We start from the raw sequence: 15,217 nt of genomic DNA, 5'->3' as shown, positions 1-15,217 counted from the left end.
ATGCGCGCAAATAGGACACAGGTTATCTTTCCGGTTGCTGGGGATCATATAGCAGCTTCACCCCGTTTTTGAACACCATATGGACCGGGCCGCCCTCTGTTTTTGCGCGGATCTGCATGTTACCTGCGGTCAATTCGCCGATAACACCGGTTGCGCGGACCGGACCGGGGCTGCTGGCTTCCAGTCCGCTGAGGGCTGTATTGAGCTCTTCCGTCTCGACGATCAGGCCGTCCGCAGAGGTGATGGTCACATGGCCGGTAAACCGCGCCATATCCTGGCCGGGGTGGATGGCACCGGAGTCGGAGGCAAGGGTGATCTTGCCGCCTTCCGCCAGTCTGAACTCCGCCGATAGGTCGCTTGCAACCGCGGGTGCGCCTTCGCCGCCCGGGCGGGCCAGTGCCGCTGTGACCATAATCTCATCACCCTTCGCGGTGGTGCCTGAGAAAAAGGGCGAGGTGACCTGCTGGCCTTTCATCCGGTCCTCGATATCCCTTTGCGCAAAGGGGATTACCGCATCGGTGTTTACGCCGCGGGAAATCAGGAACAGGGTCGACAGCAGGACCAGGGCGGCCAGCGGCAGCAGCACCTTGAGGTAGGCGACGGCTCTGGAATGGCTGTCCATAGTTTCCTTTCAGGCCCCCTTGTCAGCCCAATCCTGCACGCAGGCAGTCGTGGATGTGGAGAAGCCCCTCGGCCTTTTGCCCGTTGTCAGGATCGACCACAAACAGGCAGGTGATCTTGCGCTGGTTCATCACTGCGACGGCCTCTTGCGCCATTGCGCCGGGGGCAATGGTGGCCGGTCCAGTGGTCATGACCTCGGCCGCCGTCTTGTCCAGCAGCCCGTCCATGTGGCGGCGCAGGTCGCCGTCGGTGATAATGCCGGCGAGGGAGCCATCGGCGGCAGCAACGCCTGCCACGCCGAAGCCTTTCTGGCTGATTTCGATCAGCGCGTCGGCCATCGGGGTTGTCTCGGAAACCAGCGGCAGCGCGTCTTCTGCATGCATCAGGTCGCGCACCTTGCTGAGCTGGGCGCCGAGTTTGCCGCCCGGATGGAAATCGCGGAAATTCTCAGGGCGGAAATCGCGGTGTTTCATCAGCGCAATCGCCAGTGCGTCGCCCATTGCCAGCGTCAGCGTGGTGGAGATTGAGGGCACCATGCCAAAGCCGCAGGCCTCGCCCATCGAGGGGATCTGCAGGTGGACATCCGCCTGTTTCATCAGGGTGCTGTCCATTTTGCTGGAGAGCCCGATCAGCGGGATGGCAAAGCGGCGGGTGAAGGCCAGCAGGTTTGCCAGCTCCGGTGCCTCGCCCGAGTTGGAGATGGCCAGCACCACGTCGCCTTCCGACAGCATGCCCAAATCGCCGTGGCTGGCCTCGGCCGGGTGTACGAAATAAGCAGGCGTGCCGGTGGAGGCCAGCGTTGCCGCGATCTTGTGGCCGATGTGGCCGGATTTGCCGATGCCGCTGACGATGATGCGGCCCTTGGCCTGCAGGATCAGCTGCACGGCTTCGGCAAAACGCTCATCCAGACCTTCAGCCAGGGCGTTCAGTGCCTGGGCCTCATCTGTGATCACCTGACGGGCGGTGGCGAGGAATTTTTCTGAATCGGTCATGAGTGGGCAAAAATGTCAGTTTCGGGCCAGCCAGCCAGGTCCAGCTTGGCGCGCGTTGGGAGGAAATCGAAACAGGCCTGGGCCATTTCGGTGCGGCCTTCACGGGCCAGGCGCTTGTTCAGAGCATCGCGCAGCTTGTGCAGGTGCAACACGTCAGAGGCGGCGTAGTCGAGCTGAGCCTCGGTCAGTTCTTCGGCGCCCCAGTCGCTCATCTGCTGCTGTTTGGAGATGTCGATGCCAATCAGTTCCTGGGTCAGGTTCTTGAGCCCGTGGCGGTCGGTGTAGGTGCGTACCAGGCGGCTGGCGATCTTGGTGCAATAGACCGGCGCTGCCAGGGCGCCGAAGGCGTGGTACATCGCAGCGATGTCGAAGCGGCCGAAATGGAAAAGCTTCAGCACATTGGGATCTTCCAGCATCCGGCAAAGATTGGGGGCATCGGTCTGGCCGATTTCCACCTGCACGATATGGGCATTGCCGTCGCCACCGGACATCTGGATCACGCATAGACGGTCGCGGTGGGGGTTCAGACCCATGGTCTCGCAGTCAATGGCGACAACGGGACCGAGATCCAGCCCGTCGGGCAGGTCGCTCTTGTATAGGTAATTGGCCACTGGAATTCCCTTTTGATTTTCACCGCACCGGAGCTGTTGCAGAGGAAATAGGCGCTTTGGCCTGCAAACTCAACTGCGCGAAGACAGGCTGGTTTACGCGGGCCGATTATCCACGCAATGAGACCCGAAGGAGGCTGCGGATTGTCATTCTTGGGGAATGGTGCCCAGGAGAGGACTCGAACCTCCACGTCCATACGGACACTAGCACCTGAAGCTAGCGCGTCTACCAATTCCGCCACCTGGGCAGGTGTCGTGGAGAGGGCGTATAAGATGGTTTGCCGGGGCCGTCAAACGGAAAAGACGGGCAAAGCCAACAGTGGCGCGCGTATTGGTCTGCGGCCTTGGGCGTGCGCGCGGCACTTCCGGCCATTATGTGACGATCCGGACTGATTGGCGGATTTGACATTCCGTTTTGGAATGATGCCAGTACGCAAACTCATTGGCTTCACGTCCCGGATTCGCGGATAAGGACATGGTCAATCAGCGTAAGGAGGCCGCATGGACCGCGCCCAGATCGTGCATCAGAACTTCCTGGACCGGGTCAAGGCCGGGGACTTCCCCGCAGGTGCTGCACCAAGCGGGCCGCTGGCGGCGGCTGAGGCTGTTTCCACCTTTCGCGCGCAGGTGCTGAGCCGGGCGCTGGACCTGACCAGCCGGGACATGCAGAAAACGGGGCAGGGGTTCTATACCATCGGCTCCTCCGGGCATGAGGGGATGGCAGCGGTGGCCCGCGCCCTGCGCCCCACTGATATGGCGTTTCTTCATTACCGGGATGCGGCGTTTCAGATTGCCCGCGCCGATCAGGTGCCGGGGCAGCGGATTGCCTGGGATATGTTGCTGTCCTTTGCCTGTTCTAGCGAAGACCCGACCTCGGGTGGGCGGCACAAGGTGCTGGGGTCCAAGGCGCTGATGATCCCGCCGCAGACCTCGACCATTGCCTCGCATCTGCCGAAGGCAGTGGGCGCAGCCTATTCCATCGGTGCCGCCAAACGGCACCAGCCGGAGCATCAGCTGCTGCCGGAGGATGCGATTGTCCTGTGTTCATTCGGCGATGCATCTGCCAACCACTCGACAGCGCAGGGAGCGTTCAACACGGCCGGCTGGACCTCGGTGCAGTCGACGCCGCTGCCGCTGCTGTTTGTCTGCGAGGACAACGGTATCGGAATTTCGACCAAGACGCCGAAAGGCTGGATCGAGGCCTCGATGGCGGGGCGGCCCGGCATCAAGTACTTCAAAGCGGACGGGCTGGATATCTACAACGCCTACACGGTGGCGCAGGAGGCGGCGGAGTATGTGCGCACGCGCAAGAAGCCGGCGTTCCTGCATCTGCGCACCGTGCGCCTGTACGGTCATGCCGGGGCGGATGTGCCGACCACCTATATGGCCAAGGCAGAAGTGGAGGCGGATGAGGCCAATGATCCGCTGCTGCATTCGGTGCGGCTGCTGGATGAGGCGGGGGCGCTGCGTCCCGAGGACGCGCTGAAGATCTACCAGGACACCTGCGCGCGGGTGGAGCGGATCCGGGCGGAAGCGGTGACGCGGCCGCATTTGAAAACCGCAGCGGATGTCGTGGCCAGCCTGATCCCGCCCAAACGGGCGTGTGCGCCCACCAATGGCCCCAGTGCCGAGGCACGCGCCGCGGCCTTTGGCAGCGACATGCGGGCGATGGAGGAGCCGCAGCCGATGTCGCGTCTGATCAACTGGGCGCTGACCGACCTGATGCTGGAGCACGGCGAAATCGTCATGATGGGCGAGGATGTGGGCCGCAAGGGCGGGGTCTATGGCGTCAGCCAGAAGCTGCAGCAGCGGTTCGGGCCGGACCGGGTGATCGACACATTGCTGGATGAGCAGTCGATCCTCGGACTGGCGATTGGTATGGGGCACAACGGGTTCCTTCCCATACCCGAAATCCAGTTCCTCGCCTATCTGCACAACGCCGAGGACCAGCTGCGCGGCGAGGCGGCAACGCTGCCGTTCTTCTCCAACGGACAGTTTTCCAATCCGATGGTGCTGCGGATTGCCGGGCTGGGGTACCAGAAGGGGTTTGGCGGCCATTTCCACAACGACAATTCGCTGGCGGTGCTGCGCGATATTCCGGGGCTGGTGATTGCCTGCCCGTCGGACGGGGCGGAGGCTGCGATGATGATGCGCGAGGCAGTACGGCTGGCGCGCGAGGAGCAGCGGGTGGTGGTCTTTGTCGAGCCAATTGCGCTGTATCCGATGCGGGACCTGCATGAGGCGAAAGATGGCGGCTGGATGCGCAGCTATCCCTCTCCGGACCGCCGCATCGGCTTGGGCGAGGTTGGCGTGCATGGGGACGGCACCGATCTGGCCATCGTGACCTATGGCAACGGGCGCTACCTGTCGGCCCAGGCGCAGGCGGAGCTGGCGGCGCAGGGCGTGGATGCGCGGATCGTCGATTTGCGCTGGCTGGCGCCCCTGCCGGAGGCGGCGCTGCTTGATGCGGTCGAGGGCTGCAAGAACGTGCTGATCGTCGATGAATGCCGTGTCACCGGCAGCCAGTCCGAGGCGCTGATGGCACTGTTTGCGGAGCAGAGCGATATCCCCACCGCTCGGATTGCTGCGAGCGACTGCTTCATCGCAACCGGCCCTGCCTATGGCGCGACGCTGCCATCGAAGGACAGCATTGTTGCGGCCGCATTGCAGCTGGCAGGAGGCAAGAAATGACCCGCACTGCTGTTCTGATCTGCCCGGGCCGGGGAACCTACAACAAGGCGGAGCTGGGGTATCTGCACCGCCATCATGCGGACAAGGCGGCGCTGTTTGCGGGTTTTGACGCGCAGCGCCGGGACGCCGGGCAGGAAGAGGTCACCGCGCTGGACAGGGCCACGCGGTTTTCCGTGTCGAAATATTCGCGCGGGGATATTGCCTCGCCGCTGATCTACGCCTCGGCATTGGCGGATGCGCAGTCTCTGGCGGAGGACATCGAGGTGGTTGCTGTCACCGGCAATTCGATGGGCTGGTATATCGCACTGGCGGCGGGCGGGGCGCTGAGCGCTGATGACGGGTTCAAGATTGTGAACACCATGGGCACGCTGATGCAGGAGCAGCTGATCGGCGGCCAGCTGGTCTATCCCTTTGCTGGGCCGGACTGGCAGAACGACCCCGCGCGCAAGGCAGAGCTGCTGGCGCTGGCGGCAGAGATAAATGACCGCGAGAGGCATGACCTGGCGCTGTCGATTGATCTGGGCGGGATGCTGGTGCTGGCTGGGAACGAGGCCGGTCTGGCGGCGTTTGTGCGCGCGGTACCGGTGGTCGAGGAGCGGTTCCCGATGCGACTGGCCAACCACGCGGCGTTTCACACCAGCCTGCAGGCACCGGTGGCTGCGGAAGGGCGCAAGCGTCTGGGGCAAGGGATGTTCACCCAGCCAGAAGTGCCGCTGATCGACGGGCGCGGGCAGATCTGGTGGCCCGGTGCCACGGATACGCAGGCCTTGCGGGACTACACGTTGGGGCATCAGGTGGTGGAGCCCTATGATTTCACGCTTGCTGTGCGGAATGCCGCCCAAGAATTTGCGCCGGATCTGTTCATCGTGACCGGTCCGGGCACCACGCTGGGCGGAGCGGTGGCGCAATCGCTGGTGCAGGCGGGCTGGCAGGGGATGACTTCCAAGGCGGATTTCAAGGCGCGCCAGGAGGAGGCGCCCCTGCTGGTTTCGATGGGGGATGCGGCGCAGCGGTCCCTGGCCGCGGGCTGATCGAGAGGCAAGCGGCGGCTGCGCCGCCCTTTACCCGGTGCTGAGCAAAGGCTGGGCTACTCGGCTGCTGCTTGGGATTTCCGGGCAGGCTGAATTGCAAAGCAGGTGACCGGCTGGGAGACATTGTGCAGGCTTACAGCGCCGAGCGAGACGCCCTGCGAGGTGTCGCCCAGGATGTCGCGGCTGACGACAATCGCGTGGTCGGCGGTTTTGCCGTAGTCGCCCAGCCGGGCGGCGATATTGGCGGCCTGGCCGATCACCGTGAAGTCCAGCCGCTCGCGCGAGCCGATGTTGCCGTAGGTCACACGGCCATAGGCAATGCCGATGGCGGCCTCGCAGCGGTGGCCGTCTTCTTCCTGGGCGATTTCCTCCAGCCGGGCAACGATGGCGCGGGCGCTGCCCAGGGCCTGGGTGCGCGCCTGTTCCGGATCGCTGCCGGCCGGGAAGACGGCGAGTACAGCGTCACCGATGAATTTCAGCACCTCGCCGCCGTGATCATGCACGATGGTTGAGGCGGTTTCGAAGAACTGGTTCAGAAGCGCGATATAGTCTTTCCGCCCCAGCTGCTCTTCCAGCCGGGTGGAGCCGCGGAGGTCGCAGAACATGATGGCGGCGTCGATCTCATCACCGTCACCGCGGCGGATCTCGCCGCCGAGCACCCGGGCGCCGGTGCGCTTGCCTACGTATGTCTCCAGCAGCGCTTGGGCGTTTTCGCGCTGCATGAAAATCTCGTAGTAGCGGGCGATCACCCCGGAGCATTCGAAAATCAGCCCCAGGTTGGCGGTGGAAAAGCCATTCGGGTGATCGCTTGTGAGCGTTAGCACATTGATGCGCCCGTCGGAGAACCGCAGCGGCATCGCGACATAGTCGGTGGCGCCTTCCTTGCGCAGATCCTCAAGAATGGGAAAGGCATCGTCGGTGCAGCAGGCGTCCAGCCGGTGCCGCACCCCGCCCAGACCATTGGAGACATGGCGCAGCGGACTGTTCTGATACGCGGGATGGTCGTGGATTTCATAAGACGGGGCGTAGGTGGTAACCTCGCCGGTTTTCTTCTGCCAGATGTAGTTCTTGCCCGCGATCAGCGGGTGCAGCGACCAGGCCATGACCGACAGGCGGGACAGGTAGATACCCTGCTCGACAAACTTCTCTGCCAAGGCGGCGGTCAGCTCTTCCGGGGTTGCCACCATCGAGGCATCGCGCAGCAGCCAGTCGATTACCGGGCCGGAGATATTGCCGTAATCCGGCATCTCAACAGTGTTTCTGCCGAAGTCGAACTCAACTTCGGCGCCGGGCATGAAGCCGATGTGGCCGGAAATGGCGGCGGCCTCCGGCATGGCGTCCTCGTAGGCCCAGACGCCGTTTTGCACTGTGCTGCCGGGCAGCAGGATGTCGCGGTAGCTGGCGGTGCCCTTGAAGGGGCAGAAAGTTTGCAGGGGAGTATGGGCTGACAGCGGCGCGGTCACGTCTGCCGCGGGGAAGTAGACCGCCGGCGGGAGCCGGGTTTCGAACATCACCTTGGCATGGGAGCTTTGCGCCACAACTGTGCCGTTGCGCCGGGCGGTGACCAGGCCTTGCAGCGGTTCGACAACAATGCCGTAGCCCCGGTTGCGGGTCTGCACCTGTGTGTCCATCCCAGAGATCCTTGTCCTATGTGCCGTTCAGGCGGCGGAAACAGGACCGGCCGGCGCAGGCCGGTTCTGAACTATCTGGGGACTGTGCCGGAAAAATCCAGAGCCGGACACAGGATATTGAGCAGAACGGAGCGGAAGGGTCAGACCATGCGGATCACGTCCTTGCTGATGGCCAGCACATAGCCGCGCTTGGCAATGTTCTTCACCAGCAGTTCGCTGACCATCTGGTTCCCAAGGGTATCACGCAGGCGCTTGATCCGGGTGGCGCCGGCGGCCTCCTCGCAATCGGCGGAGGTGCGGCCGGAAATCACAGCCTCAATCTCGGCGCCGGACAGCACATCGTCGTCCAGCCGGGCCTCGGCCAGGACCGAGAGGGTTTCCATCGCGGCGGGTGTCAGCTTGAACCCCATGTTGTTTAGATAGACGGTGTTTTCATCGCGGCTGATCAGCAGCTCGTTCACCTGGATGCCGGAGCGTTCGATCTGGGCCATGCGGCGGTTCAGCATCACCAGCATGCCCAGAACTGCCAGCGCCGCCACCATCATCGCCGCGGCGAAGACCAGCAGCACAAAGATCACCATCCGGTAGCTGGTCAGCGTGTCGGCAAAGGCGGTGCCGGACTGTGCCAGGATTTCCAGCAGCTTGATCTCGGCCTGGGTGGTCAGGTCGTTTTCGATAAACAGCTGTTCGACCCGGGCGTTGAAGGCATTTGCATCGGGCAGCGTCAGCAGCAGCACCGTGCCGGCCGCGGCCAGAATTGCCACGATGACAGCGATGCCAAAGCCGATGACCTTGCTGCCGGCCGCACGGGCCTCAGAAACGGAGATAGTAGGGTCCGGCATTGGCCTTCCTTTGCTGCAGGCCTTCGGGGCCGAAGACGGAGAGGACATTCAGGAGCGTCCATCCAGCGGGTGCGATGCGGGCCTGGATTTCACCGCGGGCGGCCTGTTTCTGGCAGGCGCCGGAGAGCTGGATCACACCATAGTGCAGCCGCAGCGGGTTGTCCTGCTTGGCCTTGTAGTCGGCATAGCAGTCTGCGGCCATCACGGGCGAGGAAAGCGCCAGAAGGGCGGCCGCAAGGGCGGGGATCAGAAGGTGCTGTTTCATGGGGCCATCCTGCGTTCGCGGTGCGTGAAATTCAATAACCGCAGGGGGTTGGGGCAGCTGATATCTGATAACAACCCGCCGATATTGCCTGTCTGAAAGGGGCCGGGACAGGCTGGCGGCATCAAGTGTTCTGCATATTCAAAAGAAAGGTCCCGACATGACCCAGATTCACCGCCCCCAGCCGCACCGCAAATTCATTGCAATGATTGTCGCCGCCGCCATTGCCATTACCGGTTTCTCTGCGGCGCCTGCCCGCGCTGACGACGATGTCGCGAAAATCCTTGGTGGCCTGGCGCTGCTCGGGATCCTGGGCGCAGCCATCAAGCATTCCCGGGATCGGGATGACCATGCGGTGACCCGCACGTACAATCCGCCGCAGAACCATTCGCACGGCGGCCGTGAGTACCGCGGGCACAACCGTCACGGCGGCCACGTCAAACCGCTGCCGCAATCTGTGCGCCGTTATGATCTGCCCGCGCATTGCGTCCGCTACTTCCCGCGCTACAGCCAGAACTATCCGCTGGCCGCAAAGCGCTGCCTGGACCGCAACTATGGCTACACGCACAAACTGCCGCGGGCCTGTAAGGTGACGTTCTGGAACGGTCAGCGCAACCGCACCGGCTTTAAACCCGGCTGCCTGAAAAGACATGGCTACCGGATGGTGAACCGGTGACCCGCACAACGGTTTCGAGCAGCAGCAAACTTGGGGGGCTTCGGCCCCCTCTTTTTGTGCGGGTTGCATACAGCGCCGGGATTGGCTTTGTCAGAACCATGACACAGCCAGATTACAGTCTCGAAATCGCAGCCCATGAAAAAGGGTTCCTTAGAATTGCCGGTGTGGATGAGGTGGGCCGCGGTCCGCTGGCCGGCCCGGTGACCGCTGCCGCGGTGGTTCTGGATATCAGCGCAATTCCTGAGGGTCTTAATGACTCCAAGAAACTGAGCCTGAAGAAGCGGGAGGCACTGGAGGGGGATATCCTGTCTTCGGCCCAAACGGCGATTGCTCATGCGACGGTTGAAGAGATTGATTCCCTGAACATTTTACGCGCATCGCATCTGGCAATGGAGCGCGCCGTAGCAGCGCTGGATCCGGCACCGGATTACCTGCTGATCGATGGCAACCTGATCCCCAAGGGACTGGCCTTGCCGGCTGAGGCCGTGGTGAAGGGCGATGCCAAATCGGTGTCGATCGCCGCAGCCTCGATCCTGGCGAAACTGGCTCGCGACCGGATCATGGTGGATTTGGCGCAACAGTTTCCGGGATATGGCTGGGAGAAAAACGCAGGCTACCCCTCGAAACAGCATCGGGATGCGCTAGTTCAGCTGGGGATAACCCCACATCATCGGCGCTCATTCAAACCGGTACACAATATCTTGTATCAAGAGTGAACCGTAAGGCGTTGTTGTAATAAACAAATTGACCTCGAATCCGCGATGACTCATCCTGTGGACAACCTAATGAGCGCAAAAATGCGCCGCGGTTATGAGGCAGAGCAATGAATAAAACCATGACAAAGGGCGCGGCAGCGCTCCCTTTAAACACGATTATTGGCGGTGACTGCGTCGAAGCGATGAACAGTCTGCCGGCCAATTCGGTTGATCTGATCTTTGCGGATCCGCCGTATAACCTGCAGCTGAAAGGCCAGCTGCACCGCCCTGACAACTCCAAAGTCGATGCTGTGGATGACCACTGGGACCAGTTCTCCAGCTTTGCGGCCTATGACCAGTTCACCCGTGAGTGGCTGAAGGCGGCGCGCCGGGTGCTGAAGCCGAATGGCTCTATCTGGGTGATCGGTTCCTACCACAACATCTTCCGCGTTGGCGCCGTGTTGCAGGACGAAGGCTACTGGGTTCTGAACGACGTCATATGGCGCAAGTCGAACCCGATGCCGAACTTCCGCGGCAAACGTTTCACCAACGCGCATGAGACGATGATCTGGGCGTCCAAGTCCGAGGGTGCCAAGTACACGTTCAACTACGAAGCACTGAAGGCGCTGAACGAGGGCATTCAGATGCGCAGCGACTGGGTGCTGCCGATCTGCACCGGCCATGAGCGGCTGAAGGACGAAAACGGCGACAAGGCGCATCCGACGCAGAAGCCGGAGTCGCTGCTGCACCGGATCCTGGTGGGCGCGACCAACCCGGGCGACGTGGTGCTGGATCCGTTCTTTGGCACCGGCACCACTGGCGCGGTCGCCAAGATGCTGGGCCGCGAATTCATCGGCATTGAACGTGAAGAAGCCTACCGCAAGGTGGCAGAGAAACGGATCAAGGCAGTGCGCAAGTTCGACCGCGAGGCGCTGGAGGTTTCCGCCAGCAAGCGCGCGGCGCCGCGGGTGCCCTTCGGCCAGCTGGTCGAGCGCGGCATGCTGCGCCCGGGTGAAGAGCTGTACTCGATGAACCGCCGCCACAAGGCGAAGGTGCGGGCAGACGGCACCCTGATCGGCGACAACATCAAGGGGTCCATCCATCAGGTCGGTGCGCATCTGGAAAATGCTCCGTCCTGCAACGGCTGGACCTACTGGTGCTTCAAGCGCGACGGCAAGACCGTGCCGATCGATGTGCTGCGCCAGCAGATCCGGGCGGAAATGCAGAACTGACGCCCCCGGAGCTATTCAGAACACGACAGTCTATTGCAGGTGCCTGTGCAAATTGCGCAGGCGCACACCTTGCCCCGCCTGGATCAGGCGGGGTTTTTTGCATGTTTGCGGCCTGATGGGCTATTCCCTGTTTGAGGCGAGGTGACTATCTGAAGCAGGAATGCTGCTGCAGCCAGCGGGAAGAGGGAGAACCAATGACCGATACGGCGTTTGCAACTGGAACCGGAGCTGCCAGAGCAGCAGAAGCAAGCAGCAAGGAGCTCTCTGCTGCGGAAGGCAGGTTTGCGGAAGCTGCTTTGGACGCGCACAAGCGGCGCGGGCTGCAGCTGGCTGTGCGGGCGCGTTGGATTGCGTTGCCGATAGTCGCGGTATTCATCGTCTTTCTGAATCCCGTTTGGAGTGTCCTTTACTACCACGGGCTTCTTGCGCTTCTGTGCCTGAACGGCTGGTTGATCAGCCGCGCCGGAAAGGTCGGCAAATCGAGGCTGGAGCTGTTCCTGATCTTTTTAGACCTGGCAATCATGACATTCGGGTTTATCGTGCCGAATCCCTTCGATTTCCGCGAAATTCCGGCGGCGATGCACTACAGGTTCGACAACTTTCAGTATTTCTTTATCATTCTTGCAGCGGGCACCATGGCCTATTCCTGGCGCACGGTGATTGCGATCGGAACCTGGACCGCGATGATGTGGCTGAGTACGCTGGGGCTGGTCTGGTGGTTCTCCAGCCCGGTTCCCGGCCTGACAGAGGCTGTTGGCGACGCCCTTAGTTTTGAGCCGGAACTGGCACTGTTCTTTGACCCTAACAGCTTTGTGGTCAAATTGCGGGTGCAGGAAGCGCTTGTTTTTGTGCTGGTGGCAGTGACGCTGGGTTTCTCGGTGCGCCGGTTCAACGGGCTTTTGCGCAGCAATGCCAGCCTGGAACGGGAGCGGGCGAACCTGTCGCGTTACTTTTCACCCAACGTGGTGGAACAGCTGTCCCAGAACGATGAGCCGCTGAAGCAGGTGCGCAGCGAGTACGTGGCGGTTCTGTTTATCGATATTATCGGCTTTACCCGGCTGTCAGCAGGCATGGATCCGCACGCGGTGATTGATCTTTTGCGTGAATTCCATGGCCGGATGGAGCGGGAGGTGTTCCGCCATCACGGCACGCTGGACAAGTATCTGGGAGACGGGCTGATGGCGACCTTTGGCACGCCGGTGGCTGGCAAGCAGGACGCCACGAATGCCCTGGCCTGCGCCCACGCGATGCGGGCTTCGCTTGCGAGATGGAACCGGGACCGTGCAAAACAGGGCAAGCCCGAGATCCGGGCCGGGATCGGTATTCATTATGGCGAGGCGTTGCTGGGTGATATCGGTGCCAACCGGCTGGAATATGCGGTCCTGGGCATGACGGTGAACATCGCCGCGCGGCTGGAGAACCTGACGCGCAGGCTGCAAGCCAGTATTGTAGTCAGCGAAACGATGGCCGCGCAGGTCAAGGCGGAGCTGGCTGGGCTGGACTTGCTGGACGGCGCAGCCCGCCATCCGGATCAGGAAGTGCGCGGGCTGGATCTGCCGATGACCGTCTTTGCTTGGGCCTGACCTCTAGCGCGGCATCGGGTTCTGCGCCTTGTTATAGGCGTACCAGTTGGTGATTTCGGGATAGTAAGTCTGCCGCCAGCGGCGCACCCGCGGATTCATCACCCGCCGCCACAAGGGCGGGATCATCGCGGCAATGGTCATTACCGGATAGCCGTATGGCAGCTGCGGTGCGTCAGCCTCGGTGTAGTTCTGCAGCAGCGGAAAGCGGCGGTTCGGCTTGTAATGGTGGTCCGAATGGCGCTGCAGGTTGATCAGCAGCCAGTTCGATGCCTTGTGCGCCGCGTTCCAGGAGTGGCGCGGCTGGACCGGCTCGTATTTGCCCTCGCCCAGGTGTTTGCGGGTCAGACCGTAGTGCTCGACGTAGTTGACCACTTCCAGCTGCCAGATCGCGGTGCCTGCCTGAACCAGGAAGAGGAGGACACCGGTCAGACCGCCGAGCATCAGTGCCAGCAGCAGCATTGCGGCCTGCAATGCCCAGTAGCGGAAGAACGGGTTGGAGCGGTCGGTCCAGGGGCGGTTCTTCTTGGCAAGTTTCTCTTTTTCGGCTCGGAAGGCAGAATGCCAGCATTGCCGCAGCACCCGGGGATAGAAGCGGTGGAAACCCTCGTTGTAGCGTGCAGTGACCGGATCGCGGGGGGTGCCGACGTAGCGGTGGTGCACCAGCAGATGTTCGGAGCGGAAATGCGAGTACAGCACCATCGCCAGAAGAATGTCCCCCAGCCAGCGTTCCATCCGGCTGGACTGGTGCATCAGCTCGTGGCTGTAGTTGATACCGACGGCGCCGGTCACAACCCCGACACCGAAGAACGCGGCGAACTTTTCAAAGCCATTCAGGTGTTCAGCGCCGCTCACGTACCAGATCAGCCCGAACAGCGTGATGAACTGCAGCGGCACCCAGGCCGCTGTCAGCGCCTTGTACCACTTGAGGTCTCTGTCCGGTGTTTCCGGGTCGGCGTTTTCCAGATTGAGCCCGAAAACCCCATCCAGCACCGCAAACAGGTGCCAGGTCACGAGTGGCGGCAGCAGCAGCGCCCAGCCGCCCTGCAACGCCGCGATCCAGACCAGCGGCAGCAGCAGAAATGACATCCAGAACGGCAGGGCGCTTTGCCAGCGGGAAAGAGTTTCGGGGGCAATCATGCCAGGTCTCCCAAATCAGTCAGCGCGCGTTTGGGGAAACCCTATGCCCAGACATTTAAAAACCCAATAGGGGCGCAGGGTAACCTAGCGGCCTTTGTATAGATCGAAGGCTTTACGCATCACCGTGGGCAGGCTGGAAGGACGGAAATGGTGGCGTGAAATCAATTCCTGTTCCGCACTTTGATTGAACCCGCCAGGCAGTTCTGCGGTCATGATGCGCAGGATCAGGTGAAAATGGGTGAAGGTGTGCCGCACTTCTCCAGCCAGTTCCTGCCAATCTGCTTCAAAGGGCGGGTTCGGGACGGGCGCATCGCTCCAGTCCGAGCCGGGCCAGCCCAGCATGCCGCCCAGCAACCCCTTGTCCGGCCGCCGTTCCAGCAGCCAGGTTCCATCGGCGGATTCCGCCAGATAGACAATTCCTTGCCGGGTGGGTTTGGGTTTCTTTGGTGTCTTCTTGGGCAGTTCAGCCGCTGTTCCGGCAACGCGGGCCGCGCACGGGCCGCGCCAGGGGCAAATGCCGCAGGCCGGGTTGCGGGGGGTGCAGATGGTGGCGCCCAAGTCCATCACCGCCTGCGCGTAATCGCCGGGCCGCTGCACCGGAGTGAGCTCTGCTGCGCGGTCTTTCAGCACCGGTTTGGCACCTGGGAGCGGGTCGTGGATGTCGTGAACACGGGCCATCACCCGCTCCACATTGCCATCCAGCACGGTCTCGGGCCGGTCAAAGGCGATGGATGCGATGGCGGCAGCGGTGTAAGGGCCGATACCGGGCAGCTTGAGCAAGCCTTCGTAGCTGTCCGGAAAGCTGCCGCCGTGATCCTGTGCCACAGCGCGGGCGCATTTCAGCAGGTTGCGGGCGCGGGCGTAATAGCCGAGGCCGGCCCATTCGCTCATCACGTCTGCGTCTTCCGCGGCGGCCAGGTCCAGCACCGATGGCCAGCGGCTGGTGAATCGCAGGAAGTACTCCCGGACGGCGGCAACCGTGGTTTGCTGCAGCATCACCTCGCTGAGCCAGATCCTGTAAGGGTCCGGGCGGATGCCTGCAGCGCGGCTTGCCGGACCTACCCGCCAGGGCATCTCGCGGGCATGCACGTCATACCACGCGAGCAGTTCTTCGCTCATCGTGGCGGAATCGCTCTTTAAGTCACGCATTCGTTATTCCTTGGGCGGCGGTTTGGCTGGCGCCTGCATAACCGCTCTTTACAATAGGGCGGGCAGT

Annotated in this window: 14 protein-coding genes and 1 tRNA gene; 6 read left to right on the top strand and 9 right to left on the bottom strand. The window is 62.3% G+C overall.

Annotation, left to right across the window (positions count from 1 at the left end; translation table 11 throughout):
• Window positions 1-22 precede the first annotated feature (22 nt).
• The 4 genes from lptC to RA25_RS09705 all read right to left on the bottom strand — a co-directional run bounded on the left by lptC (window position 23) and on the right by RA25_RS09705 (window position 2,469).
• Window positions 23-622: an LPS export ABC transporter periplasmic protein LptC gene (gene lptC / locus RA25_RS09720; protein WP_019297590.1), complete on the bottom strand. Its 600-nt coding sequence runs from the start codon at window positions 620-622 to the stop codon at window positions 23-25.
• A gap of 22 nt (window positions 623-644) precedes the next feature.
• Complete coding sequence (locus tag RA25_RS09715; RefSeq protein WP_039171859.1) at window positions 645-1,613, bottom strand: KpsF/GutQ family sugar-phosphate isomerase; 969 nt, start codon at window positions 1,611-1,613, stop codon at window positions 645-647.
• Window positions 1,610-2,224: a ribonuclease D gene (locus RA25_RS09710; protein WP_019297592.1), complete on the bottom strand. Its 615-nt coding sequence runs from the start codon at window positions 2,222-2,224 to the stop codon at window positions 1,610-1,612. Before RA25_RS09710 ends, RA25_RS09715 begins: the two co-directional genes overlap by 4 nt.
• 158 nt (window positions 2,225-2,382) lie before the next feature.
• A tRNA-Leu gene (locus RA25_RS09705) sits at window positions 2,383-2,469 on the bottom strand.
• A gap of 253 nt (window positions 2,470-2,722) precedes the next feature.
• On the opposite strand from RA25_RS09705, the gene RA25_RS09700 reads away from it, so the two are divergent.
• Window positions 2,723-4,912, top strand: coding sequence for a dehydrogenase E1 component subunit alpha/beta (locus RA25_RS09700; RefSeq protein WP_039171856.1), 2,190 nt, complete (start codon window positions 2,723-2,725; stop codon window positions 4,910-4,912).
• Window positions 4,909-5,943, top strand: a complete 1,035-nt coding sequence (locus tag RA25_RS09695) for an acyl carrier protein (protein WP_039171853.1) — start codon at window positions 4,909-4,911, stop codon at window positions 5,941-5,943. The genes RA25_RS09700 and RA25_RS09695 overlap by 4 nt, the downstream gene beginning before the upstream one ends.
• Before the next feature lie 56 nt (window positions 5,944-5,999).
• On the opposite strand, the gene RA25_RS09690 is transcribed toward RA25_RS09695, so the two are convergent.
• The 3 genes from RA25_RS09690 to RA25_RS09680 all read right to left on the bottom strand — a co-directional run bounded on the left by RA25_RS09690 (window position 6,000) and on the right by RA25_RS09680 (window position 8,681).
• Window positions 6,000-7,574 carry a DUF427 domain-containing protein gene (locus RA25_RS09690; RefSeq protein ID WP_052254212.1) on the bottom strand — a complete coding sequence of 525 codons (1,575 nt, stop codon included), beginning with the start codon at window positions 7,572-7,574 and terminating at the stop codon, window positions 6,000-6,002.
• A gap of 140 nt (window positions 7,575-7,714) precedes the next feature.
• The gene (locus RA25_RS09685) at window positions 7,715-8,416 is read right to left on the bottom strand and encodes a winged helix-turn-helix domain-containing protein (protein WP_039147461.1); all 702 of its coding nucleotides are present in this window, start codon (window positions 8,414-8,416) and stop codon (window positions 7,715-7,717) included.
• Window positions 8,388-8,681, bottom strand: a complete 294-nt coding sequence (locus RA25_RS09680) for a hypothetical protein (RefSeq protein ID WP_039171849.1) — start codon at window positions 8,679-8,681, stop codon at window positions 8,388-8,390. Before RA25_RS09680 ends, RA25_RS09685 begins: the two co-directional genes overlap by 29 nt.
• 157 nt (window positions 8,682-8,838) lie before the next feature.
• On the opposite strand from RA25_RS09680, the gene RA25_RS09675 reads away from it, so the two are divergent.
• From RA25_RS09675 to RA25_RS09660, 4 genes are all read left to right on the top strand, one after another.
• Window positions 8,839-9,354 (top strand): hypothetical protein, encoded by a 516-nt coding sequence (locus RA25_RS09675; RefSeq protein ID WP_019297598.1) that lies wholly within the window; start codon window positions 8,839-8,841, stop codon window positions 9,352-9,354.
• Window positions 9,355-9,452: 98 nt separating this feature from the next.
• Window positions 9,453-10,070 (top strand): ribonuclease HII, encoded by a 618-nt coding sequence (locus RA25_RS09670; RefSeq protein ID WP_019297599.1) that lies wholly within the window; start codon window positions 9,453-9,455, stop codon window positions 10,068-10,070.
• A gap of 107 nt (window positions 10,071-10,177) precedes the next feature.
• Window positions 10,178-11,281, top strand: a complete 1,104-nt coding sequence (locus RA25_RS09665) for a site-specific DNA-methyltransferase (RefSeq protein WP_019297600.1) — start codon at window positions 10,178-10,180, stop codon at window positions 11,279-11,281.
• Window positions 11,282-11,475: 194 nt separating this feature from the next.
• Window positions 11,476-12,864, top strand: a complete 1,389-nt coding sequence (locus tag RA25_RS09660; RefSeq protein ID WP_039171846.1) for an adenylate/guanylate cyclase domain-containing protein — start codon at window positions 11,476-11,478, stop codon at window positions 12,862-12,864.
• A 3-nt stretch (window positions 12,865-12,867) separates the two neighbouring features.
• On the opposite strand, the gene RA25_RS09655 is transcribed toward RA25_RS09660, so the two are convergent.
• Together RA25_RS09655 and mutY are read right to left on the bottom strand one after the other, a co-directional pair.
• Window positions 12,868-14,001, bottom strand: coding sequence for an alkane 1-monooxygenase (locus RA25_RS09655; RefSeq protein ID WP_019297602.1), 1,134 nt, complete (start codon window positions 13,999-14,001; stop codon window positions 12,868-12,870).
• Window positions 14,002-14,085: 84 nt separating this feature from the next.
• Window positions 14,086-15,150 carry an A/G-specific adenine glycosylase gene (gene mutY / locus RA25_RS09650; RefSeq protein WP_039171843.1) on the bottom strand — a complete coding sequence of 355 codons (1,065 nt, stop codon included), beginning with the start codon at window positions 15,148-15,150 and terminating at the stop codon, window positions 14,086-14,088.
• Window positions 15,151-15,217 lie beyond the last annotated feature (67 nt).

It is taken from the genome of Leisingera sp. ANG-S5, from assembly GCF_000813925.1.
Lineage (GTDB): Bacteria > Pseudomonadota > Alphaproteobacteria > Rhodobacterales > Rhodobacteraceae > Leisingera.
The sequence above is the reverse complement of the archived record's forward strand: the minus strand, read 5'-3'. Positions and strand labels throughout refer to the sequence as shown.

What these genes read in the sequence shown, in the direction of transcription:
- RA25_RS09685 (WP_039147461.1), bottom strand. Translation starts at nt 8,416, where the DNA reads ATGCCGGACCCTACTATCTCCGTTTCTGAGGCCCGTGCGGCCGGCAGC.
- RA25_RS09675 (WP_019297598.1), top strand. Translation starts at nt 8,839, where the DNA reads ATGACCCAGATTCACCGCCCCCAGCCGCACCGCAAATTCATTGCAATG.
- lptC (WP_019297590.1), bottom strand. Translation starts at nt 622, where the DNA reads ATGGACAGCCATTCCAGAGCCGTCGCCTACCTCAAGGTGCTGCTGCCG.
- RA25_RS09680 (WP_039171849.1), bottom strand. Translation starts at nt 8,681, where the DNA reads ATGAAACAGCACCTTCTGATCCCCGCCCTTGCGGCCGCCCTTCTGGCG.
- RA25_RS09665 (WP_019297600.1), top strand. Translation starts at nt 10,178, where the DNA reads ATGAATAAAACCATGACAAAGGGCGCGGCAGCGCTCCCTTTAAACACG.
- RA25_RS09660 (WP_039171846.1), top strand. Translation starts at nt 11,476, where the DNA reads ATGACCGATACGGCGTTTGCAACTGGAACCGGAGCTGCCAGAGCAGCA.
- RA25_RS09690 (WP_052254212.1), bottom strand. Translation starts at nt 7,574, where the DNA reads ATGGACACACAGGTGCAGACCCGCAACCGGGGCTACGGCATTGTTGTC.
- RA25_RS09670 (WP_019297599.1), top strand. Translation starts at nt 9,453, where the DNA reads ATGACACAGCCAGATTACAGTCTCGAAATCGCAGCCCATGAAAAAGGG.
- RA25_RS09700 (WP_039171856.1), top strand. Translation starts at nt 2,723, where the DNA reads ATGGACCGCGCCCAGATCGTGCATCAGAACTTCCTGGACCGGGTCAAG.
- RA25_RS09655 (WP_019297602.1), bottom strand. Translation starts at nt 14,001, where the DNA reads ATGATTGCCCCCGAAACTCTTTCCCGCTGGCAAAGCGCCCTGCCGTTC.
- mutY (WP_039171843.1), bottom strand. Translation starts at nt 15,150, where the DNA reads ATGCGTGACTTAAAGAGCGATTCCGCCACGATGAGCGAAGAACTGCTC.
- RA25_RS09715 (WP_039171859.1), bottom strand. Translation starts at nt 1,613, where the DNA reads ATGACCGATTCAGAAAAATTCCTCGCCACCGCCCGTCAGGTGATCACA.
- RA25_RS09695 (WP_039171853.1), top strand. Translation starts at nt 4,909, where the DNA reads ATGACCCGCACTGCTGTTCTGATCTGCCCGGGCCGGGGAACCTACAAC.